The sequence below is a fragment of the Myxococcus sp. CA033 genome, assembly GCF_013336625.1.
Classification (GTDB): Bacteria; Myxococcota; Myxococcia; order Myxococcales; family Myxococcaceae; genus Myxococcus; species Myxococcus llanfairpwllgwyngyllgogerychwyrndrobwllllantysiliogogogochensis.
This window is the reverse complement of sequence record NZ_JABUMU010000005.1, coordinates 33,461-55,029: the sequence shown is the minus strand read 5'-3', so window position 1 is coordinate 55,029 and position 21,569 is coordinate 33,461. Positions and strand designations below refer to the sequence as shown.

Genomic DNA, 21,569 nt, shown 5'->3' with positions numbered 1-21,569 from the left:
GTGTGAAGGGCCCGTGGGGCGCGGTTCAGGCCTCCGAGCGCAGCGCCGTCATCGGGTCCACCCGCGAGGCTCGCCGGGCCGGCAACCAGCTTGCGAGCAGCGCCACGCCGAGCAGGAGGAGCGCCACCGCGGCGAAGACGAGCGGGTCGGTGGTGCTCACTCCGTAGACGAGCCCCGCGAGCACCTGACTGAGCCCGATGGCGCCCAGCACGCCGAGCGCCACGCCCAGCCCCGAGAGCAGCGCCGCCTGCCGGAGCACCAGCTTCAGGACGTCCCCCGCCGTCGCTCCCAGGGCGAAGCGGATGCCGAACTCCTGGGTGCGCTGCGCCACCGCATAGGACACGACGGCCGCGAGCCCCGCGACAGAGAGCAGCAGCGCCACGGCACCGAAGGCCCCCAGCAGCAGGAGGCTGAAGCGCCTGGGGGCGAGTGAGTCCGTGAGCAGGCTCTCCACGGTGTGCAGGCGCGAGGGCAGCTCGGGGGCGAGCTCACGCAGCACCGGCCGGACCGAGGTGACGAGGGCCGCGGAGCCCACCGGGCCGTACACGGCGAGGTGGAAGCGGGAGGAGGCGCGCGCCCGTTGGCGGGAGCAGCCATAGAACATGGGCTTCGGCGCCTCATCCAACCCCCGCTCGCGCACGTCCGCCACCACGCCGACGATGGTGAAGGGACGCAGGTCGCCGTCCATGTTGCCGAACTGGATGGTCTTGCCCAGCGGGTCTTCTTGGGGCCAGCGGGCCTTCGCGAGCGACTCGCTGATGACGGCGACATGCTGCGTCTCGGCGGTGTCGCGTGCATCGAAGTGGCGCCCGCGCACGAGCGGAATGTCGAGCGCATGGAAGTAGCCCTCGCTCGCCACGCGGTACTCGGCGGAGCCCGTGCGCTCGCGCTCATGCGCCAGCCGCCCGAAGTCCTCGATGCTCTTCACCTCGTCGGGACGGTTGAGCACGAGGAAGGTGCCGTAGCCCGAGGGGCTCCCCTCGAGCGGGAAGTTGCTCACGGCGCCCACCGCGCGCACTCCGGGCAGTGCGCCCAGCCGCGCGAGGAGTTGCTCCTGCAGTTGAAGGTTGCGCCGCCACCCCGCCTCGTCCTCGACGGGAGGGAGCACGAGGCTGAGCACCGCGACGTCCTCGGTGCGATATCCCGGGTCCAGCGAGAGCAGGCGCATCAGGCTGCGCCCGAGCAGCGCCGCGCCCAGCAGCAGCACCAGTGCGAGCGCGAGCTGTCCGACCACGAGGGCACGGCGCGTGCGCTCCGCTCCGACTCCTCCGGCCTGGGTGCGCCCCGCCTGCACCAGCGTGGCCCAGGGGTTCTGGCGCGCCGCGCGCAACGCCGTCACCAGCCCGAGCCCCAGTGCGAGGAGCAGCGAGAGCCCGAGCGCGAAGAGGAGCGCGGTGGCGTTCACCTCCACCTCGTCCACGCGTGGCAGGCGGCCCGGCTCGAACGCGAGCAGTGCGCGCACGCTCCATGCTGCGAGCAGGGTGCCCAGCGCACCGCCGGCCAGCGACAGCAGCAGCGACTCGGTGAGGAACCGCCGCGCCAACGCGCCGGGCCCGGCGCCCAGCGCCACTCGGACGGCAAGCTCGCGCCTGTGGGTCGCCGCGCGGGCCAGCAGCAGGTTGGTGACGTTGGCTCCCGCCACCAGCAACAGGAAGGCCGCGGCGCCCAGCAGCACGTAGAGCGTGGACTGGGCACTCCCCACCAGGCTCTCGTGCAGGGGCACCATGGCGATGTCTTGCATCGAGATTTCCCGGCCGTACCGCGCCTCGAGCTCCCGTGCGATGCCCGTGAGCTCCGCTTGCGCGGCTTGGGGGTTGACGCCCTCCGCCAGCCGTCCCACCACCCACCAGTTGTGCGCGGTCCGGCTGGGCAGGGGCGCCTTCAACTCGCGCGGAATCCACAGCTGTGTGCCCACCGGGTAGTCGAAGGACTTGGGCATCACACCCACCACGGTATAGGCGCGCCCCTCGAAGGTGAGGGTGTCCGACAGCGGCAGCGGCCGTGCGCCCAGGTGCCGCTTCCAGAAGGTCTGGCTCACGACCACCACCGGGGCGCCTCCCTGCTGCTGCTCATCCTCGGCGAACAGGCGGCCCTGTACGGGCTGCACCGCGAAGGCGCGGAAGAAGTCGCGCGAGGCGAGCGCCATCATGGCGAAGGTCGGCTCGTCCGTGCCGGTGACGGCGACGCTCGCCGCTCCCGATACCTGGGCCAGCGCCGAGACGGTGCGGCTCTGTGTCCGCACATCCTCGAAGTTGGGGTCCGAGAACGGAATCGAGCGGCCGACGGCCGTCCGCTGCGACAGGTGCACGAGGCGCTCGGGACTTGGATAGGGCAGGGGGCGCAGCAGCACCCCCTCCACCACGCTGAAGAGCGCGGTGCTCGCTCCGATGCCTACCGCCAGCATCAGGACGCAACTGAGCGTGAAACCGGGGCTCCGGCGCAGCGAGCGCAGTGCCTGACGCAATCCAACAAAGAAGGTGTCCACGCGGGAGGCTACGTCCTGGCCGTCGAACGATTGCCGCACGGGGTGGGGGGGACTGAAACCCGGCCGCTGCGTCAATCAGGCCTCGGGTCGAGGGCGTCGCCAATTCCCGCCAAGCTTGTCCTTGAGCTGATTCCAGATGGGAACGAGCGGCTCGGAACCGCATGGGGGAGCGGTTGGCGCGGGCTTGCTCCGTTGCGCCGCGCTGGGTCCGAGGCCAGCAGCACCGACCGTCCTGGCGAATCTCCCGAGTCGTGAACCCTCCCCGGTGCGGTCCTCTTGTGACCCCGGCGCCACCCGCGCTACTTGAAAATTGTGGTACGAAAGGAACTTTGCTGGGACCCGGAGGCTTGCTTTGACGTTGTTTCGAGGGTGTCTGACCGCGTTGCTGGTCTTGGTTGTTTCCTGTGGTGATTCAGAGCCTGGGGTGATTCCCGATGCGGGGGAGACCCGGACTGACGCGGGAAATGGGACGCCGGACGCGGGTGGTGGGACGCCCGACGCGGGTGGTGGGACTCCGGATGCGGGCGAGGTGACGCCGGACGCGGGCGGAGACATTCCGGACGCAGGCGGAGAGCTTCCGGACGCGGGTGAGGTGACGCCGGACGCGGGCGGAGAGCTTCCGGACGCGGGCGAGGTGACGCCGGACGCGGGCGGAGAGCTTCCGGACGCGGGCGAGGTGACGCCGGACGCGGGCGGAGAGCTTCCCGACGCAGGCGAGGTGACGCCGGACGCGGGCGGAGAGCTTCCGGACGCAGGCGGTGAGCTCCCCGATGCTGGAGGTGAGACGCCGGACGCGGGTGGTGAACTCCCCGATGCGGGTGGTGGGACGCCTGACGCGGGTGGTGGGACTCCGGACGCCGGTGAGCCTCCCGTCGTGAGCGTCATCGACAACTGGGGCTTCGAGGTGTGGCCCGATGCGCTTCCGGCGCAGTGGTTCGGCAGCAAGTCGAATATCGATTCCGGCGCCGTGCAGAAGGTGACGACGAATGCCTTCGAAGGCGTGAACGCGGTCCGACTGACCAACGCCTCTTCCACGCACCGGCGGTTCACGACGCTGGCGAAGTCGATGCCCGCCGGTCGCTACTCCTGCACCTACCAGGCGCGGGGCACCGGCGACGTCCGGAATGCCTTCTTCGACGACGACTACTCCTCGTACTCGTCCTACATCTCCGTCGACACCACGGCGTGGACCCAGGTGACGTACAACTTCAACCTGGCGAGCGACGTCTTCGACACGTTCGAACTCATCTTCAGCGTTCGGAATACGAGCGGAGAGAACCTGCTCCTCGACGACGTGCGCTGCATGCGGGCGGCCGAACCGTGTGACGTGGTCAGCTGCGAGTCCTGGGAGCGGTGCGTGAATGCCTCCGCGACCTGCGAGCCGCTCTCGGGTCGCTGCAACATCGGCGGGGACTGCGCCGCGTGGGAGGCCTGTGATGACACCAACACGTGCGTGGTCGCCGAGGACCGCTGCGTCCGCCACGCCGATTGCGCGGAGACTCCGCAGACGCCGGTCTGCGAAACCAGCACGCACCTCTGCGTCGCCGGAGACCCTTGCGCTGGAGTCGTGTGCAGCAGCCCGGCGACCACCTGCAATCCCACGACGGGCGTGTGTGAGCTGGCCGAAGGCGCCTGCTTCACGACCCTCGACTGCGTCGGCGCCCTGCCGGCTTGTGACCCGGCGACCCGCAGCTGCGTCCCAGCGGAGCACCCCGCGAACATCGTCCGCAACGGTGGCTTCGAGTCCTGGAACATCTATTCCATCCCCTACCAGGGGAACCATCTCATCCCTGACTACTGGTACGGCATCGACAACGGCGTCGCGGACCCGGGCACGGAGATCAAGCCCACGCGTCTCGTGCGCTACCTCAACGCGGTGCACGGCGGTTCGACGGCGCTGCAGTTCGTCGTCCCCATCCAGGTCGCCGAGCGCTTCTCCACGGAGAAGTTCAACGTCCCGAGCGGCAACTACTCCTGCTCGTACCGGGTGCGAGGCCACGGCAGCATCCGTCATCGAATCTACTCGAGCGGAGGCTGGAGCCCGCAGACGGACTTCCTCGTCGTCGACAGTGACGAGTGGCAGCCGGTGTTCTTCCGCTTCACCGGCAACGTGCGCGACTGGCGCCTGTTCCTCTATCCGAGCCGGAGTGAAGCCGACCGCGACCACCTCCAGGTCGACGACGTCGTCTGTACGAAGGACTAGCGCCGCTGTCGCATGAGGGGGTCGAGCGCCGGTCGGGGTGGATGAACCCGACAGCGCTCGACCCTCTTTTCGTCGTGAGTCACCCGTCCTCGGTCTCCGCTGTCTCCAGGCTCAGCGTCAGCTTCCGCAGGAGCGAGGTCAGCGTCGCCCGCTCGTTGCGTGACAGGCCCGCGAGCAACCGGGCCTCGACGGCCATGTCGGCGCGGAACGCCGCCTCGGTGCGCTCACGGCCCTCCCGGGTCAACTCCACCGGAAGGCTGCGCGCGTCTCCCTCCGTCGCGGGGCGGCGAATCAAGCCCGCGCGGGTCAGCCGGGCCAGTCGGTCGGTCAGCCCCCCGGAGGAAATCATCAGCGACTTGTAGAGCTCCGTCGGGCGCATCCGGTAGGGCGGGCCCGAGCGCAGCAGCGCTGACACGACGTCGAACTCGCCCGTGTCCAGGCCGTGCTCCTCGAACACCGCTTCGATGGGGGGCCGCACCCGCAGGGTGATGCGACGGGCCCGCCCGAGGATTTCCATCCCTTGGGTGTCGACGTCCGGAAGCTCCCGCTCCCACTGGCCCCGCAAGCGGTCGACATGGTCCTGGGTGCTCCTGCTCATTCGCGAACTCCAGATATCTTGACGTCGAGATAATTCGGCTGCATTGTCTCGACATCAAGATAATGGAGTTCCAGCGATGAGTCAGCGACCCTTCCAACCAGCCACGGTCGACCACCTGGTCCTGCGTGTCGCCGACGCGGCGCGCATGGCCTCCTTCTATCGGGACGTGATTGGCTGCACCGTCGACCGGGAGGTGCCGCACCTCGGCTTGACGCACCTGCGGGTGGGGACGGCGATGATTGACCTGGTGTCCCTGGATGGAAAGCTGGGGCGCGCGGGAGGCGCGGCACCGGGGCGTGAGGGTCGCAACGTCGACCACTTCTGCATCACCGTGCAGCCGTTCGACGAGGCGGCGATTCGCGCCCACCTGGCCGAGCAGGGGGTCGCCGTGGTCGCTCCTGGGGAGCGGTACGGTGCGACGGGTGACGGCTTCTCGTTCTACATCCAGGACCCGGAGGGCAACACCATCGAGTTGAAGGGCGCATAGGCGTCGCGGATGCTCGCTCGACGCCGCGCCCGGCCCTCTGGAGCGCTGCCGCGTCAGAACCCGAAGAGGTTCGAGACGCCGTCCTTCTTGTCGGGGGACGCCGCGCTGGAGGACGAAGCCGGTGTCGTGGCGGGAGTGGACGCGGGGCGGTTGGAGACGCGCATGGGAGTGCTCCGGGGATGCGGTGGGGGATGGGGCCAGACGTCGTCCAGCCCGTGACGTGACCTCCCCTAAGGCACGGCGTGTGCCAGCCTCTCGCGGTCCCCCCAGTGTGCCGTTTCCCCTCTGAAGCGCTTCAGCCGGGACGGGCGCTGGAGCCCTGTGGCCGGTGACTGGAGCCATCGAGGGTGATGACCGCTGTCATCAGGCTCGATGAGGACTGTCCGGGCGTCAGCGAGGGGCCGCTGCGAGGGGCGCGGCCAGCCTCACGCGGAAGCCGAAGCCGACCCACAGGTGGAGGGTCCGCTCGCGGAGGCTCTCGCTTCCAGAGCCGGTGCTCAGGTCCACATCCAGCGTGCTGTATCGGCCGCCCGTGACATTGACGAAGAGCCCCGCCCAGAAGGCTCCGCCGAAGTTCCTGTCGAACCCTGCCTGGAGCGTGATTTCCGGCCCGGAGTACGTGATGTCGACGTCTCCAATCGAAAACGACGTTGTTTCGTGGCCGAGCGCCACCCCCGCCCAGGGTGAGTAGGGGCCGGCTGGATTCCAGTGGTAGTTGCCTTGGAGTCCGAAGCGCAGGTTGCTGCCTGGACACGCCTGGTCGGCGGAGCAGCGGATCCGCATCTGCGCGTAGGCGAGCTGAAGCCAGGGCCCCAACTCGACGTTCGGGCCGATTCGGACGGTGGGTTCCAGGATGGCGGCGAAGAGCCCCTTGTAGACCTCGTACAGGTAGAACGGCTCGGCGGAGCCATCCATGCGCCCGCCGGGCATGAGGTAGCCCCCGCGCGCGGAGATGGCGAGCCAGCGCGGAAAGCCCCCTTCGAGCCCCGCGTGTTCCTCCGCCAAGGTTGGAGAAGACACCAGGAGTGACAGCAGGACCAGCGCCTGCGCGGCGGGACGAGAGAGCGTTTGCATGCGCGGGTGTTTGGTTATTACGGTCAATCGACGGTCGTCAACCCAAGGTCTCCGGTGTCCCTCATTCGCTCATTTTTCAGCCCGCGCCTGTTCGCGCTGGTGGCCTGCGGCCTCTGGGTCGCCTGTGGTTTCCCTTCCGCCGAAGAAGACGCGCGCGTTTGCGCCGATGTGGAATGCAGCGCGGGACGCTGCGTCTCCGACGATGGCGCCCCCATGTGTCACTGCAGCGCATGGGAGGAGGCCTCGGGCCTCAGCTGTTTCATCTCCGCCTACCGGCAGCCGGACGACCACGGTGACGCCGTGGCGGCCGCCACGACGCTGGCACCCTCGGTGGATTTCCACGACGCTGCCATCCAGCCTCCCTTCCGGGTGTGGAAGGATCAGGATGTCTTCGCCATGCCCACCCTGCCGGGCCATGGCCTTCGCTTCATCGTCCGGCCCGGCACCTTGGCCAAGGTGGCCGTGCGCCTGCTGGGTGCCTCGGGGCAGGTAATGAGTTCGCTGGTTGTCGTGGCTCGAGGCGGCGCCCACCTGGAGTTCACTTCCACGGAGGCGTCTCCCCGGTTCATCACGGTGGCCGCGGATGAGGACGGCGCTTCGGGGACGTATCTCTACCGTTTGGAAGACATGGGCAAGGATGCGAACGGTGACACACCCGCCACGGCGACGCCGGTGGAGCTGGCGAGTGCACCATTCCCTGTCACGCTCGAGTTCGACGATGACGAGGATGTCTTTACCTTCCGCACCGAGGCGGGCCAGGGCTTCCGATTCTCTTGTGAGTCCGAGCGAACCTCCCTGACTCTGATGAATGGCGCGGGCGCAGTGTTGGAGAGCGGAGCGTCAGGAGGGGGAGTGGGTGGCAGCGTGGGCCACAAGAGCCCGGACCCGACCACGTGGTTCGTCCGCGTCTCCACCTCGAACGGCAGCCTGCCGGCCACCCACTGCCAGTTGGACGACCTGGGGGTGGATGAACACGCGGATGCGATTCCCGCCGCGACCCGACTGACGGACGGTGTCCCCGTGACGGCACGGCTTCAGGGCACCAACGACGTGGATGTCTTCTCCTTCTTCGCCACCGCGGGGGAAATCCATGACGTCAGGCTGACGCCCTCGCGTGTGGCGAACGTCAAGCTCACGGACGCGGACGGCACGACGCTGGCGGCGACCACCTCCAGCCGAATCGTCCAGGGCGCACCCACGACGGGGACGTATTACGTGCATGTCCAGAAGGACTCAGCCTGGGGGACGGACTTCCAGGTGGGAGTGGAGAACCTGGGACCGGATGACCATGGTGGCACTTCCGAAACGGCCACTCGCGTCGCGGTGGAGGAGACTGTCACCGGGCTCATCCACAACGTGGCGGACCTGGATGCCTTCACCATTCCTCTCGAGGCGGATGGCGTGTACCGGCTCACCTGCACGCCCGGCTGCACGCTGTCGACGAGCGCTCCTGTCGCGTCCTTCCGCGTGCATCGTGCGTCCGGGGGTGGCACCTGGAACATCCACCTGCTGTCCTCGGGGGACGTCACCTTCACGATCAGCTCGCAGACTGCTCCTCTCTTCTTCACGTTCAAGATGGCGCGGGTGGGCACGGACGACCACGGCGATGACGCGGCCCATGCCACGCCGTTGACGCTCCCTGCGACAGTGGACGGCTCCTTCGAACTGGGGACGGACATCGACGTATTCGCCTTCGAGTCGGAGGCGAGCCGGACCTATGTCGTGGAGTCCAGGGCGGTGGGTCTCCGGATTCTGGACCCGAATGGCGCGGAGGTTCCCCTGCTGTTCGATGCGCCAACGGCGACCCGGCGCTTCACCGCCCAATCGTCGGGGACTTATGGCGTCGTGGCCACCTCTCCCGATCCTTTCGTGGGTGTTGCCAGGTCCTGGAGTTTCACCCTGCGCCTGCCGTGAGCTGTCGGGCGGCGGGGCGCTCCAGAAGCGCTGAACCGTCGTGGGTGTCGGTGGTAGCCTCCTGGGTGTGGGCCCCGGTTCCGTCGAATCGTGGGCTTGATGTCAGGAGTGCCTGGGATGCATGGGGCTGACGCCGAGTCCTTCGAGCTGGTGGTGCAGTCCGCCGGCGAGCAGTCCTCCCTCCGTCTTCGAGAGGCTCCGGGAGCCCGAGCCGCAGTGGAGCGAGCCGTCTCCCAGGCCGCCGCCCTCCGCTCCGCCGCGCCCCAGCCGAGCACCTTCGCGCGTCACCTCGGGGCCCAGCTTTCACGGGCGGCGGACCCGATGCGCGTGCTGGAGCGACTGCATGCCCGGGACCTCGCGCTCGCGCTCTCCTGCGCGCAGGGGCTACCGGCGGCTTGTGCGCTCCTGGAGCAGGAGGTCCTCCTCAAGCTGCGTGTCCCCCTGTCGCGCATCCATCCCTCACCGGCGTTCGCGGACGAGGTCCTGCAGGTGCTCCGGGCCAACCTCCTGATGCCTCGCGAGGAGGCACCCTCACGGTTGCTTGGCTACTCGGGTATGGGGCCGCTGCTGCACTGGGTGAGCATCTCCGCGGTGCGGCTCGCGCTGAGGCTGCGCAAGGCGCAGGGTGAAGAATCACACGTCGAAGCGGAGGTGCTCGCCGCACATCCCGCCCCGGGTGGGCTGGAGCTGGGCTTCGTCCGGGAGGAGGCTCGGGGGCATGTGCGCGCGGCCTTCATCCGGGCGGTGGCCTCGCTGGACGACGAGGACCGGGAGCTGCTGCGACTGCACTTCGTCGAGCGCCTCTCCCTGGAGCGAATGGGCGCGCTGTTCGACCTGCACAAGTCCACGCTCTCACGCAGGCTCTCCGCGGTGCAGACGCTGCTGGAGAAGCGCACGCGGCGCGCGCTCGCCGAGCGTCTGTCGCTGCCCGAGCCGGAAGTCGACAGCCTGATGCGCGCCATCCATGGCCGGTTGGACCTGAGCCTCTCGGGTCTGCTGGCGGTGCGCGAATGAGCTGCCCGGACGAGAACACGCTCTCGGGTTATGCGAATGGCGCGTTGGACTCGGAGGGCACGGCGGTCGTGCGCCAGCATGTCGCGGGCTGCTCGGAGTGCCGGAGCGTGCTCGCCGCGCTGGGCGGACTCGAGGCGCCTCCACCGCTGGTCGACACGGGGCTGCTCGTCTCCGGCGCGCGCGTGGGGCGGTACATGGTGCTCGGTCTGCTTGGCGAAGGAGGCATGGGGCGCGTCCATGCCGCCTATGACCCGGAGCTGGACCGCAAGGTGGCGCTCAAGCTGCTGAACCTCGCGAGGCTGGGGGTGGACTCCCTGGCCCAGGCGCGTCAGCGACTGGAGCGCGAGGCCCGCACGATGGCCCGGCTGTCGCATCCCCATGTTGCCCACTTGCACGACGTGGGCGAGTTCCAGGGGCAGCTCTTCCTGGTCATGGAGTTGGTCGAGGGCGGCACGCTCCGGCGGTGGTTGGCGGAGAAGCCGCGCACGCGCCGGGAAATCCTCGCGCGCTTCATCCAGGCGGCGGATGGGCTCGCGGCGACGCACGCGCTGGGCATCATCCACCGCGACTTCAAGCCCGACAACGTCCTGCTGACGCGCGATGGTCAGGTGCGCATCACCGACTTCGGCCTGGCCAACGCGGCGGGTGCCCTGGAGCCTCTTCGAGAAGACGAGGCTCCAGTCCCTGGTGGAGAGTCGCTCACCGTCACCGGGGCGTTCCTGGGGACGCTCGCGTATGGCGCGCCGGAGCAGCTCCGCGGAGAGCGGGGGGATGCTCGCTCGGACCAGTTCGCCTTCTGCGTCGCGCTCTACGAGGCGCTCAACGGGCAGCGGCCCTTCGAGGGCGCCACGCGCGAGGAACTCCTGTCGTCCATGCAGCGCCAGGAGGTTCGTCCCGAGACGCGGGGCGTGCCCTCGTGGCTCAAGGCCGTGGTCCGGCGTGGACTCTCGGTGGACCTGTCGCGGCGTTTCGAGTCCATGCAGGTGCTGCGGGCCCAGCTCTCACGGGAGGTGGTGGCCTGGAATCGCATCGCCGCTACGGCGGTGCTCGCGGGAGGCGTGGTGGGCCTGGGGTTCGTCGTGCTGGGGCCTTCCGCGGCGACACCGAGCGAACTCTGTCAGGGCAGTGAGCGGCACCTCGCGGGCATCTGGGATGTGTCCGTGCGTGAGTCCACGCATCTGGCCTTCCTGCGGACGGAGGACCCTTCGGCCGAGGCCTCGTTCCAGGCCGTGGCCTCCTCGCTGGAGCGGTGGACCCGGGACTGGATGCACGCGCATCAGTCCGCGTGCGAGGCGACTCGTGTCTTCGGTGAGCAGTCGGAGGCAGTGCTCGGGCTTCGGATGACGTGTCTGGACCAGCGGCTGGGAGAGCTGTCCCGGCTGACGGTGGCGCTGCAGGGCGCGGACGCGCGGACGGTGGAGCGGGGCTTCGGGCTGGGTGCCTCGATTGGCGGCGTGGGCCGCTGCGCGGACGTGCGCACGTTGCAGGAGGCCGTGTCTCCACCGGAAGACCCGAGGGTGCGCGCGGAGGTGGACGCGGTGCGCACGGAGCTGGCGCGGGCGAACGCGGAGCTGCTCGCGGGCCATACACCGGAGGCGCTGCGAATCGCGCTGCCTGCCCGGGAGCGCGCGCTCGCCACCCGGCATCGCCCCCTGGAAGCGGAGGCGCATCAGCTCTGCGCGCTGTTGCAGGAGGATGCGGGAGCGTTCGAGGACGCGCGAGCGTCGCTGGCCCAGGGCTCGCTGGCGGCCGAGGCGGGGCGACACCTGGGTGTGCTCGCGCGGGTGCTGAAGTCGCAGGCATGGCTGCATGGATATGGCCTGGGGCGCACCCCGGAGGCGTGGCCCTTCCTCCAGCGCGCCCGTGCCGTGGCGGAGACGCTGCGTGACGCCGAGTTGGACACGATGTTGGACAACGTGCAGGCGGAGCTGCTGGAGCAGGAGGGCCGCTTCTCGGAGGCGGAGCCGCTCTTGCGTGCGTCGCTGGAGACCGTCACCGCGCGCGGACAGACGCACGCGCGCGCGGAGCTGAGTGGTCGGCTGGGCCTGCTGGCCCGGCAACAGGGGCGCCTGCTGGAGGCGAAGCGTTGGCAGGAGGAGGCGCTGCGGCTCCATGAGGAGCACTTTGGTCCGGTGCACCGGGACACGGGACGGGCCCTGGCGAACCTGGGTGGCACCCTGGCCCTGCTGGGTGAGTTGACGAGGGCCGAGGCGGTCCTCCAGCGGGCGCTCGGAATCCTTCGCCGGACGCTGGGCGAGGAGAACCTGTCGGTGGCCCGGACGTTGTCCAACCTGGCCCTCGTCTACTTCGAGTGGGGACATGGGGCCCAGGCGCGCAAGGCCGCGGAGGAGAGCTGGGCAGTGGCGCGCGCGAGCGTGGCCGCGGACAGCCCGGTGTTGATGGGGATGGAGTCGAACCGACTCGGCGTCCTGGGAGAGCAGGGCGAGCGCCCGCTGGAGCTGGCGCACGTGCGACGCGTCCTGGCGCATCGAGAGCGCGTCTACGGCGCCTCACACCCGGAGGTGGCCCTGGATGTCCACGAGGTGGGCAGGCTGCTGCGTCTGCTGGGGCGTCCGGACGAGGCGCGAGGTTTTCATGCGCGCGGCGTCTTGCTCCAAGCGCCCCTGGTCGCCAAGGGCGAGGTGGATGGTGCAGGGCTGCGTGCCCTGGCGGATGCCCTCCTCTTCCTGGGGCGGGTTGACGAGGCCCGGGGGCATGTGGAGCGGGCGCTCGCGAGCATGGAGCGGGACTTGGGGTCTTCGTCGTCCGAGCGCATCGAGGCGTTGCTCCTCCAGGGGGACGTCCACCTCGCGCGGGGCCAGCCCGCCGAGGCACTGGTGCCGCTGCGAACCGCGCTGGAGGTACTCACGGCGCGGCAGGTGGTCTCCGCGCGTGTCCCGAGAGTGCGTCGTCGGCTCGCGCGGGCGCTCCGGCTGACGGGTGCGGTGGATGAAGCCTGCGTAGAGGCTCGGCGCGCCTGGGAGGAGCTGTCCGTCTGGAGTAAGGCCTACGCTCAGGAGACGGCGGAGGCGCGAGCCGAGCTGGGGCGCTGTCGCGGGTAGCCGCTTCAAGGGGAGCGACATCAACGGCGAGGGGGCGCGGTCATCACCCGCGCCCCCGTGGTCCACGACTCCTCGTCAGCGGATGTACGTCGCGAGGTGCTCAGCGGTCAGCGTCGAGCGCGCCGCGACCAGGTCGGCCGGGGTGCCCTCGAAGACAATCTTCCCGCCCTCGTGGCCCGCGCCCGGTCCCAGGTCGATGATCCAATCGGCGTGCGCCATGACCGCCTGGTGGTGCTCGATGACGATGACCGACTTGCCGGAGTCGACCAGCCGGTCCAGCAGCCCGAGCATCTGCTCGACGTCGGCCAGGTGCAGTCCGGTGGTCGGTTCATCCAGCACGTAGATGCCTCCGTCGGTGCCCATGTGTGTCGCGAGCTTCAGCCGCTGCCGCTCGCCACCCGACAGCGTCGTGAGCGGCTGGCCGAGCCGCAGGTAGCCGAGCCCGACGTCGGCCATGTGCGTGAGAATCTCATGCGCGGCCGGCGTCTTCGCCGCGCCGGAACCGAAGAATGCGACCGCGTCCTTGACGGGCAGGTCGAGCACCTCGGCGATGTTGAGCCCGCCGAGCTTGTATTTCAGCACCGCCGCCTGGAACCGTCGGCCCTCGCAGTCCTCGCAGGGCGTGCTGATGCCGGCCATCATCGCCAGGTCGGTGTAGATGACTCCGGCGCCGTTGCACGTGGGGCAGGCGCCCTCGGAGTTGGCGCTGAACAAGGCGGGCTTCACGCCGTTGGCCTTCGCGAACGCCTTGCGAATGGGCTCCAGCATGTCCGTGTACGTCGCGGGGTTGCTCCGCCGCGAGCCCCGAATCGGGGCCTGGTCGACCGACACCACTCCGTCCCTGCCCGACACCGAGCCGTGAATCAGGGAACTCTTTCCCGACCCGGCCACGCCCGTCACCACCACCAGCACACCGAGCGGGATGTCGACGTCGACCTTCTTCAGGTTGTGGGAGCTGGCGCCGCGGATTTTCAGCGCCCCCGACGACTTGCGCACCGACGGCTTCAACGCAGCCCGGTCGTCCAGGTGCCGTCCGGTCAGCGTCTTGCTGGCCCGCAGCGCGGCGACGGTGCCCTCGAACACCACCTCACCACCGGCGGTTCCAGCCCCAGGGCCCAGGTCGACGACGTGGTCGGCGATCTCGATGACCTCCGGCTTGTGCTCCACGACGAGCACGGTGTTGCCCTTGTCGCGCAGCCGCAGCAGCAGGTTGTTCATCCGCTGGATGTCGTGCGGGTGCAGGCCGACCGTCGGCTCGTCGAACACGTACGTCACGTCCGTGAGCGCGGACCCGAGGTGACGAATCATCTGCGTGCGCTGGGCTTCACCGCCCGACAGCGTCCCCGACGGCCGGTCCAGGCTCAGGTAGCCCAGGCCAATCTCCACGAACGAGTCGAGCGTCTGCCGCAGCGTCGCCAGCAACGGCGCGACGGACGGCTCGTTCAGCCCGCGAATCCACTCGGCCAGGTCGCTGATCTGCATCGCGCAGGCGTCCGCGATGTTGATCTTCTTGATTTTGGAGGACCGGGCGGCTGCGTTGAGCCGGGTGCCGCCACACTCGGGACAGGGGGTGAACGTCACCGCCCGCTCCACGAACGCACGGATGTGCGGCTGCATCGCCTCCTTGTCCTTGGTCAGGAACGACTTCTGGATTCGCGGAATCAGGCCCTCGTAGGTCAGGTTGATGCTCTCGAACTTCACCTTGATGGGCTCGTGATGGAGGAAGTCGTGGAGCTCCTTCTTCGTGTACTTCCGAATGGGCTTGTTCGGGTCGACGAAGCCCGAGGCCGCGAAGATGCGCACCTGCCAGCCGTCGGGGGTGTACCCAGGAATCGTGAGCGCGCCCTCGGCGAGCGACTTCGTGTCGTCGTACAACTGCGCCAGGTCGATATCCGTTATCGAGCCCATGCCCTCGCAGCGCGGGCACATGCCGCCGGCGGCCGTGAACTCGCGCTTCTCGGTCTTCCCGTCGCCCTTCTCGACTGAAACCTCTCCGACCCCTCGGACCGACGGGATGTTGAAGGAGAAGGCGTTGGACGAGCCGATGTACGGCTTGCCGAGGCGGCTGAACAGCACCCGCAGCATCGCGTTGGCGTCGGTCGCCGTGCCGACCGTCGAGCGGGAGTTGGCGCCCATCCGCTCCTGGTCGACGATGATGGCCGGCGTCAGCCCCTCCAGGACGTCGACCTCCGGCCGGCCCAGGCTCGGCATGAACCCCTGCACGAACGCGCTGTAGGTCTCGTTGATGAGCCGCTGCGACTCCGCGGCGATGGTGCCGAACACCAGCGACGACTTGCCCGAGCCCGACACGCCGGTGAACACCGTCAGCCGTCGCTTGGGGAGCTCGACGCTCACGTCCTTCAAGTTGTTCTCACGTGCGCCCCGGACGCGAATCAGGTCGTGGCGGTCCGCGGGAGGCTGGCTGGGGGAGGGCTTGCGCTCAGTCATGGCTTGGGAACCAACGGCAGTGGGGTGGGGTGTGGGACATCCGAACGGTCTGGCCGTCCGGCCGCTCAGCTTCTACGTCGACCGGCGGCTGACGGCGAGTAATATGCCTTGACGGGTATATACCTCAATGGGTATATATTGGGCGTGGAATCATCGTTCGCCATCATCGCGGAGCCTCACAGACGGGCCATCCTGAGCCTGCTGCTCTCGTCGGAGCGCTCCGTGGGCGACATCGAGCGCGAGCTTCGATTGTCGCAGCCGTCCGTCTCCAAGCACCTGCGGGTGCTGCGGGACGCCGGGTTCGTGGAATCACGTATCGAAGCGCAGCGTCGCCTCTATCGATTGAGACCGGAGCCGCTCATGGAACTCGACGAATGGCTGATTCCCTTCAGGCGCTTCTGGTCGAAGCACCTGGATGCGCTGGAGCAGCACCTGGACAAGATGGACAAGGTTCCTCCTGTGAAAGGAAAGAAGAAACATGAGCAGCCGTGAGCACTACATGCCGGGTGCCGCTTCTGGTGCCAGGGTTCAGAAAGAGGGGGAGAAGTGGACGCTCGTGGTCGTGCGCGACCTCTCCCATCCTCCCGAGAAGGTCTGGCGGGCCATCACCCAGCCCGAGCATCTGCGCGAATGGGCGCCGTTCGACTCTGACCGGAACCTGGGAAGCGTGGGCACCGCGAAGCTGTCGACCGTGGGCGCTCCGAAGCAGATGGTCGCCGAGACGCAGATCAAGCGGGCCGACGAGCCCCGGCTGCTCGAATACAGCTGGGGGGGACAGGACCTCCGCTGGGAATTGGAGCCGCAGGGTGCCGGCACCCGGCTCACGCTCTGGCACAACATCAACCGTGGCTTCATCTCGATGGGCGCCGCGGGATGGCACATCTGCTTCGATGTGATGGATCGGCTGCTCGCGGGTCAGCCCATCGGACGCATCGTCGGCCCTGACGCCATGGGGTTCGACGGCTGGCAGCGCTTGAACGCCGAGTACGCCAGGCAGTTCGGCGTTGAAGCTCCCTCCTTCTAACTAACCCCCGTTGGACATGAACATGCACCGCTCAAAAGGTATCGTCATTGGCTTCTGGGTCGTCACCGCGCTGCTCTGCCTGCAGATGGGCTTCACCGCCTACGCGCAGCTGAGCATGCCGGAAGTGGCGGAGGCGATCGCCCAGCTCGGCTTCCCCTCCTACTTCCGCAAGGAGCTCGCGTGGGCCAAGTTGCTCGGCGTGGTGCTGCTGCTCGCGCCGGTGCCGGCGCGGCTCAAGGAGTGGGCCTATGCGGGCTTCGCCTTCACCCTCGTCTCGGCGCTCATCGCCCACCTCGCGATGGGACACGGCCCGGAGTCGTGGATCTACGCGGTGGTCACCGGCGTACTCTGGGGGCTCTCGTACTTCTTCTGGCGCCGCCTGCAGGCCCCGTCCGTTGGGCTTCGCCCGGCGACCGCCTGAGCGCTGGAATTTCTAGGAGGAGACCATGAAAAAGCCCGTCGCGGGTGAAGGCCCGTCGGCATCGGAGCTCATCTCGCAGAGAATCGTCGACCTTGGGGGCTGGCGTGGGGAGACCCTCGCCAGGATGCGCAAGCTCATCAAGGATGCGGACCCGGACGTCGTCGAGGAGTGGAAGTGGATGGGCACTCCGGTCTGGTCGCACGACGGCATCATCTGCACGGGCGAGTCCTACAAGGAGGTCGTGAAGCTGACCTTCATCAAGGGCGCCTCCCTGATGGACCCGGGCGGGCTCTTCAATTCGAGCCTCGAAGGGAATACGCGCCGCGCCATCGACATCCGCGAAGGAGAGAAGGTGGATGCGGCCGCGTTCAAGATGCTCATTCGCCAGGCGATCGACCTCAACAGCGAGGGCAAGGCGAAGCCGTCGAAGGCGAAGCCAGTGGTGAAGGCCAGTCCCGCGAAGGCGAAGCCGGTAGTGAAGGCGAAGCCCGCGAAGGCGAAGGCGGTGGTGAAGGCGAAGCCCTCGAAGGCGAAGGCGAAGCCGGCGGTGAAGGCCAGGCCCTCGAAGAAGGCGAAGTCCTGAGGGATTCCGCCCCTGCGTGGTTCCGCACGGGGCGCCTCATTTCGGGTCTGGAGAAGAGGCTGAGCGGATGAGGTCGGACACGCCGCCGCTGATGAAAGAGGCGGCGGCGTTCGCGCTGATTTCAGGAGCGGCGCGGGTGGCCGCTCACATCCGTTCGCCAGGCAATTTGCTGGCTTGCTTCACCCACCTGGCGAACTGAGCTTCGTCGAGCGGAGTGTCCTCGCGGATGTCGAGGTAGCGCGTGTCCTGGCTCTTGGATTCGCCCGGGGGGAGAGGACGCAGCGAGGTGCCGCGGAAGAACGCCACCTTGACGTACTTCGCGAAGCAATGGACGCCAAGGAACCAGCCCTGGTCTTCGACTCCGTACATCGGCGAGTTCCATTTGACCGCCTTGCTGACGCCGGGGACGGTGCGCGAGATGAGCGCGTCGAGGCGGTGCCCGACGTTGCGTTTCCAGCCCGGCATGGCCGCGATGTAGGCCTGCACGGGGGCGTCGCCGTAGCCCTTCGCGATTTGAGGATTGCCGCCGGAGAGGAGGCGAGGCTCCTTGGCGCTCTTGCGCGGGGCCGGGGTGGCTTTGGGCGCCGCACGGCGTGCCGGTGATTTCTTCGCCGGGGCCTTCGTGGGCTTGGGCTTGCTGGCTTTGGCGGCGGTCTTCTTGGCGACCTTCGCCGACTTCCGGGGTGTCTTGCCGGCCATTGTGCTCCCTCCTGGACCTCGGTGGCTTTGACGCACGTCATTCCAACGACTGGAGGATAAGCCTCGCGGCCCAGGCTGCCGAGGGCAACCTTCACTTCAGCTCAGCTCAGCGCAGACCGTCCAGGAGCGCGGCGAGCGCCTCGGGCTGCGACGCGAATGGCGAGTGCGAGGCCTCCAATGACTCGACGGTGAAGGCATTGCCGGGCGTGAAGGCGTTGGCCTCGCGAATCATCAACTCCTGGAGCGCCGGTGCCAGTGCGCGGTCCTGGGTGCAGCGAAGATAGCTGCGAGGAATCCGGCCCCAGCGCGCCGGGGTGGCTCCCACCTTGGCGGTCCAGAGCGACAAGGGGAGGTCCGGCGTCAGGGAGAGCGCGAAGGGCAGGAAGTCCACCAGGGGCACGTCCTGGTAATACGCCTCGCGAAGGGCCTCCAGATAGTCCGTGCCTCCGCGAGGGTTGATGCGCACCGCGCCCAGCTTCCCCGGGTCCCCGAGGAACAGCGTCTCCCCGTAGCCGGTGCGCGCCTCGGGCAGTTCGTTGTAGCCACTGGGGCTTCCCAGTCGCAGGGGGCAGTACGCGCTCAGGTAGACGAGCCGGCCGATGTGCTGTGGCGCCAGCTCTCCCGCCCGGGTGATGACGGCGCCGCCCACGCTGTGGCCCACGAGGACGGGCTTCGTCCCGCCCGCCCCCTGTCGCAGCTTCTCCAGCGCGGTGACCACGGCGACGGCGCAGTCCTCCAAGGTGAAGTCCGCCTGCGGTGAGCGCTCCTCGAGGAGCTTCGCCGCGTCGCCCGTCACGTAGGCCGAGGGAAACCGCGCATTGAGTCCGTGTCCGGGCAGGTTGATGGCCACCACCTGGTGGCCTCGCGCGGAGAGTGCCTCCGTGAGGCGCGCCCAGTGGAGGGCGTTGTGCCAGGCGCCATGCACCAGGAGGAACGAGCGACGGGGTTGCTTGCCCCGCTCGGACGCGGCGGCGAGGGCGCCGTGCATCGGGAGCATGCCCGCGCCCAGGAGGGCGGTCTTCATCAGGTCGCGACGATGCATGAGGTCCTCATTTCGTGGAGCGGGCATTCGCGCCCAGCGCGCGAGCGAGCCGGTCTCGACGGCCTGCGAGCTCCAGGAGTTGCTGGTCGAACTCCGCCAGCCGCTTGCGGTGGAGCGCGAGCGCCTGCGGACAGATGGCATGCGTGACGTCGCGGAGCATGCAGGGGGGAAAGGTGGCGATGTCCCCCAGGGAGAAGCCCAGCCGGATGAGGTGGGCCACCTGCATCACCCGGGGCACCGACTCCCCATCGAAATCCCGGTAGCCATTCGCGCGTCGATTCGACCTGAGGAGCCCCGTCTTCTCATAGTGACGGATGGAGCGCGCACTGCAGCCCGTGCGCCTGGCGAGTTCTCCGATGTTCATCCGGCTCTCTTGGAAACGAACGCTAGTCCCTGACACCAGTGTCAAGGTCAAGACCCGCGACGGTGCGTCGCGGGTCGGCTTCCTCTTCAAGAGCTTAGCGAACCTCGAACTCGTAGATTCGCGTCGCCGGGTCTCCATTCTGGGTGGGCGTCGTCACGTTGAGCTTGATGTAGCGCGCCGACGTCGAGGTGATGGCGTGCGTGGAGCTGCTGGCGGTGTTGGTGCTCACCGTGACAGGCGTGCTCCAGGTGGTCCCATTGCTCGACGTCTGGATGGTGAACGCCTGGGTGTTCCAGCTCGTGTTCTCACCCCCGGCCCCCGCGTGCTTGAGGGTGAAGCTGCTGACCGTCTGCGCCGAGCCCAGGTCCACCTGCATCCACGCCGGCGAGACCAGCGAGCAGAACTTGTCGGTGGTGCCGCCCGAGACGCTGCCGTTGACCGCCTTGGCCGCGGACTCGTTGCTGTTGCAGGCGGCCGAGCTGGTGGTGGGCTTGTTCAACGCCAGATTGGCGACGCCCGCGCCGACCGAGACCGTCTGGCTCTTGGTATTACTCGCGCCGCCGTTGTCGGTGACGGTGAGGGTGACGTTGTAGTTGCCGGCACTCGCATAGGTGCGCGAGGGGTTCGTCGCGGTGGAGGTGCCGCCGTCGCCGAAGTTCCAACTGCGCGAGGTGATGGTGCCGTCGGCGTCGGTGGACGAGTCGCTGAAGGTCGCGGTGAGGCTGCTGACGGTGACGCCGAAGTTCGCCACCGGCGGGGTGTTGCCGCTGACCGCGGTGTTGATGGCCGCCGCGTACTGCGCGCTCGTGCCCTGCGCGGAGCACCGCTGGATGTCGTCGTACAACCACATGAAGCCGCCGCGAATGCCAGCGCTGGTCTTCCAGCCGCTCATCCGGCTCTGCACCGAGGCCGGGCTGTCGCCCGAAGTGCAGCCAGTGCCATGCCTGGACCACAGGCCCGGGTCGACCGTCATGCCCATCGCGGTGTTCCAGCTCGCCGGGTTGTTGCCGGCGCCGCCGTCGTACACCTGAAGGTAGATTCTATCGACGGCACTGCCCAGGTTGTCCTTGAGGCTCCGCCAGAACGTCTGCTGGGTGTACGGCGCGAAGGTGATTTTGTAACCCTGGCCGATGAGCATCTGTCCGAAGGTCGTCGTTGGAGCCAGGGCGTAGGCGCTCTCGTCGTCGAAGTTCACCGCGTCGGCGCCGGTGGCGGCCTTCAGCGCCTGGAAGTTCCTGTACAGGATGCTGTTGCTGCCGGTGCCGCAGACGAGGGTGGTGCCGCAGCCGGCGGCGGTGCCATTGACCAGTCTGGCCATGCGCTCGAAGTCCGGAACGCTCCAGGCACCGATGGACACCTCGATGCGATTCACCGAGGTCGGCGCGGTCTTGAGCGTGGCCAGGCGTGTCGGCCACGCGGCATCACCCATGTAGGCGCCGTTCCTGACCACGGGGATGTCGTTGTAGACGAGGTCGCCGTTGTCCTCGATGTGGAAGCTCCACAGGATGATGGTGGTGAAGCCCGAGGCGCGCAGGTCGTCCATCACCGCGGTGCCGCCGGAGTAGAACGGGCCACCGCCGTAGACCGCGGAGGCCGCGCTGGCGTCCGGTGCGGCGACGGCCAGGGCGAGGGCGGCGAGTGCTGGTAACAGGCGGCGGGAGAGGGGTGGCGCTGACTGGCTTGGTTTCGACATGGATGGCTCCTCGGCATTGAGCGTCGCGAACGACGCAATGGACGGCGATGCGCGTCTGCCTGTGAGAGCCATTGCGCTCGCTCACACCAGCAGGCGCTCCGGGTCGCCAGCGTCGGCGACAGGCCAACCTTGGGAGCGGCGATTTCGCCATGTCAATCTTTGGAGCGATTCAAGTCAGGCAGGAACGTTGAAGCATGGGCGTTGGTAGGGTTTTCCCCGAACACTCGAGCCACGACGATGGAGTTCAGGAGCGCCGGGTCGGCAAACGTTTCAGGCGATGAGAGCGGCTCGCCATCTGCGTGAGTCGATTCCACTCTGTTGAGTTCCTCGATGCGCGATACCGCGACCATCGCGTTGATTCGCTTGCGCACCGCAAGGGGCATTCTGAATGGACTGACAAGGGCGAGGTGGCGCTGGGAGGAGTTCAGTCGCGCAAGCAGCTCGGCTCCGGAGATGAC

Annotated in this window: 18 protein-coding genes and 1 pseudogene; 10 read left to right on the top strand and 9 right to left on the bottom strand. The window is 68.3% G+C overall.

Going from position 1 to position 21,569, the window contains the following annotated elements:
* Nucleotides 1–25: 25 nt before the first annotated feature.
* Nucleotides 26–2,524, bottom strand: a complete 2,499-nt coding sequence (locus tag HUA78_RS15325) for an ABC transporter permease (RefSeq protein ID WP_371745587.1) — start codon at nt 2,522–2,524, stop codon at nt 26–28.
* Nucleotides 2,525–2,837: 313 nt separating this feature from the next.
* On the opposite strand from HUA78_RS15325, the gene HUA78_RS15320 reads away from it, so the two are divergent.
* Nucleotides 2,838–4,688 carry an invertase recombinase-like protein gene (locus tag HUA78_RS15320; protein ID WP_174476579.1) on the top strand — a complete coding sequence of 617 codons (1,851 nt, stop codon included), beginning with the start codon at nt 2,838–2,840 and terminating at the stop codon, nt 4,686–4,688.
* A 79-nt stretch (nt 4,689–4,767) separates the two neighbouring features.
* Here the strand turns inward: HUA78_RS15320 and HUA78_RS15315 are convergent, their stop codons facing one another.
* Complete coding sequence (locus tag HUA78_RS15315; RefSeq protein WP_141640302.1) at nt 4,768–5,286, bottom strand: MarR family winged helix-turn-helix transcriptional regulator; 519 nt, start codon at nt 5,284–5,286, stop codon at nt 4,768–4,770.
* A 76-nt stretch (nt 5,287–5,362) separates the two neighbouring features.
* On the opposite strand from HUA78_RS15315, the gene HUA78_RS15310 reads away from it, so the two are divergent.
* Nucleotides 5,363–5,773: a VOC family protein gene (locus tag HUA78_RS15310; protein WP_174476578.1), complete on the top strand. Its 411-nt coding sequence runs from the start codon at nt 5,363–5,365 to the stop codon at nt 5,771–5,773.
* A 9-nt stretch (nt 5,774–5,782) separates the two neighbouring features.
* On the top strand, nt 5,783–5,992 hold the full coding sequence (locus tag HUA78_RS15305) for a hypothetical protein (protein WP_174456273.1): 210 nt from the start codon (nt 5,783–5,785) through the stop codon (nt 5,990–5,992).
* A 171-nt stretch (nt 5,993–6,163) separates the two neighbouring features.
* Here the strand turns inward: HUA78_RS15305 and HUA78_RS15300 are convergent, their stop codons facing one another.
* Nucleotides 6,164–6,847: a hypothetical protein gene (locus tag HUA78_RS15300; RefSeq protein WP_174463892.1), complete on the bottom strand. Its 684-nt coding sequence runs from the start codon at nt 6,845–6,847 to the stop codon at nt 6,164–6,166.
* Nucleotides 6,848–7,060: 213 nt separating this feature from the next.
* Between HUA78_RS15300 and HUA78_RS15295 the strand changes: the two genes are divergently transcribed.
* The 3 genes from HUA78_RS15295 to HUA78_RS15285 all read left to right on the top strand — a co-directional run bounded on the left by HUA78_RS15295 (nt 7,061) and on the right by HUA78_RS15285 (nt 12,837).
* Nucleotides 7,061–8,761 (top strand): hypothetical protein, encoded by a 1,701-nt coding sequence (locus tag HUA78_RS15295; protein WP_174463891.1) that lies wholly within the window; start codon nt 7,061–7,063, stop codon nt 8,759–8,761.
* A 117-nt stretch (nt 8,762–8,878) separates the two neighbouring features.
* Nucleotides 8,879–9,775, top strand: a complete 897-nt coding sequence (locus tag HUA78_RS15290; protein ID WP_174476577.1) for a transcriptional regulator — start codon at nt 8,879–8,881, stop codon at nt 9,773–9,775.
* The gene (locus tag HUA78_RS15285; RefSeq protein ID WP_174476576.1) at nt 9,772–12,837 is read left to right on the top strand and encodes a serine/threonine-protein kinase; all 3,066 of its coding nucleotides are present in this window, start codon (nt 9,772–9,774) and stop codon (nt 12,835–12,837) included. The genes HUA78_RS15290 and HUA78_RS15285 overlap by 4 nt, the downstream gene beginning before the upstream one ends.
* A 75-nt stretch (nt 12,838–12,912) precedes the next feature.
* On the opposite strand, the gene HUA78_RS15280 is transcribed toward HUA78_RS15285, so the two are convergent.
* Nucleotides 12,913–15,285 carry an excinuclease ABC subunit UvrA gene (locus HUA78_RS15280; RefSeq protein WP_174456268.1) on the bottom strand — a complete coding sequence of 791 codons (2,373 nt, stop codon included), beginning with the start codon at nt 15,283–15,285 and terminating at the stop codon, nt 12,913–12,915.
* A 144-nt stretch (nt 15,286–15,429) separates the two neighbouring features.
* Between HUA78_RS15280 and HUA78_RS15275 the strand changes: the two genes are divergently transcribed.
* The 4 genes and pseudogenes from HUA78_RS15275 to HUA78_RS15260 all read left to right on the top strand — a co-directional run.
* On the top strand, nt 15,430–15,777 hold the full coding sequence (locus HUA78_RS15275; protein ID WP_141640293.1) for a helix-turn-helix transcriptional regulator: 348 nt from the start codon (nt 15,430–15,432) through the stop codon (nt 15,775–15,777).
* Complete coding sequence (locus HUA78_RS15270) at nt 15,764–16,309, top strand: SRPBCC family protein (RefSeq protein ID WP_174476575.1); 546 nt, start codon at nt 15,764–15,766, stop codon at nt 16,307–16,309. Before HUA78_RS15275 ends, HUA78_RS15270 begins: the two co-directional genes overlap by 14 nt.
* A gap of 22 nt (nt 16,310–16,331) precedes the next feature.
* The gene (locus HUA78_RS15265; RefSeq protein WP_174476574.1) at nt 16,332–16,730 is read left to right on the top strand and encodes a DoxX family protein; all 399 of its coding nucleotides are present in this window, start codon (nt 16,332–16,334) and stop codon (nt 16,728–16,730) included.
* A 25-nt stretch (nt 16,731–16,755) separates the two neighbouring features.
* Nucleotides 16,756–17,166: pseudogene (locus HUA78_RS15260) on the top strand (DUF1801 domain-containing protein); the annotation flags it as partial.
* Nucleotides 17,167–17,457: 291 nt separating this feature from the next.
* Here HUA78_RS15260 and HUA78_RS15255 read toward each other — a convergent pair.
* From HUA78_RS15255 to HUA78_RS15235, 5 genes are all read right to left on the bottom strand, one after another.
* Nucleotides 17,458–18,012: a DUF1801 domain-containing protein gene (locus HUA78_RS15255; RefSeq protein ID WP_174456265.1), complete on the bottom strand. Its 555-nt coding sequence runs from the start codon at nt 18,010–18,012 to the stop codon at nt 17,458–17,460.
* Nucleotides 18,013–18,118: 106 nt separating this feature from the next.
* Nucleotides 18,119–19,054 carry an alpha/beta fold hydrolase gene (locus HUA78_RS15250; RefSeq protein ID WP_174476572.1) on the bottom strand — a complete coding sequence of 312 codons (936 nt, stop codon included), beginning with the start codon at nt 19,052–19,054 and terminating at the stop codon, nt 18,119–18,121.
* A 7-nt stretch (nt 19,055–19,061) separates the two neighbouring features.
* Nucleotides 19,062–19,418 carry a MerR family transcriptional regulator gene (locus HUA78_RS15245; protein ID WP_141640287.1) on the bottom strand — a complete coding sequence of 119 codons (357 nt, stop codon included), beginning with the start codon at nt 19,416–19,418 and terminating at the stop codon, nt 19,062–19,064.
* A 94-nt stretch (nt 19,419–19,512) separates the two neighbouring features.
* Nucleotides 19,513–21,111, bottom strand: coding sequence for a PKD domain-containing protein (locus HUA78_RS15240; protein ID WP_141640286.1), 1,599 nt, complete (start codon nt 21,109–21,111; stop codon nt 19,513–19,515).
* Between the two features lie 152 nt (nt 21,112–21,263).
* The gene (locus tag HUA78_RS15235) at nt 21,264–21,482 is read right to left on the bottom strand and encodes a hypothetical protein (protein WP_141640285.1); all 219 of its coding nucleotides are present in this window, start codon (nt 21,480–21,482) and stop codon (nt 21,264–21,266) included.
* Nucleotides 21,483–21,569 lie beyond the last annotated feature (87 nt).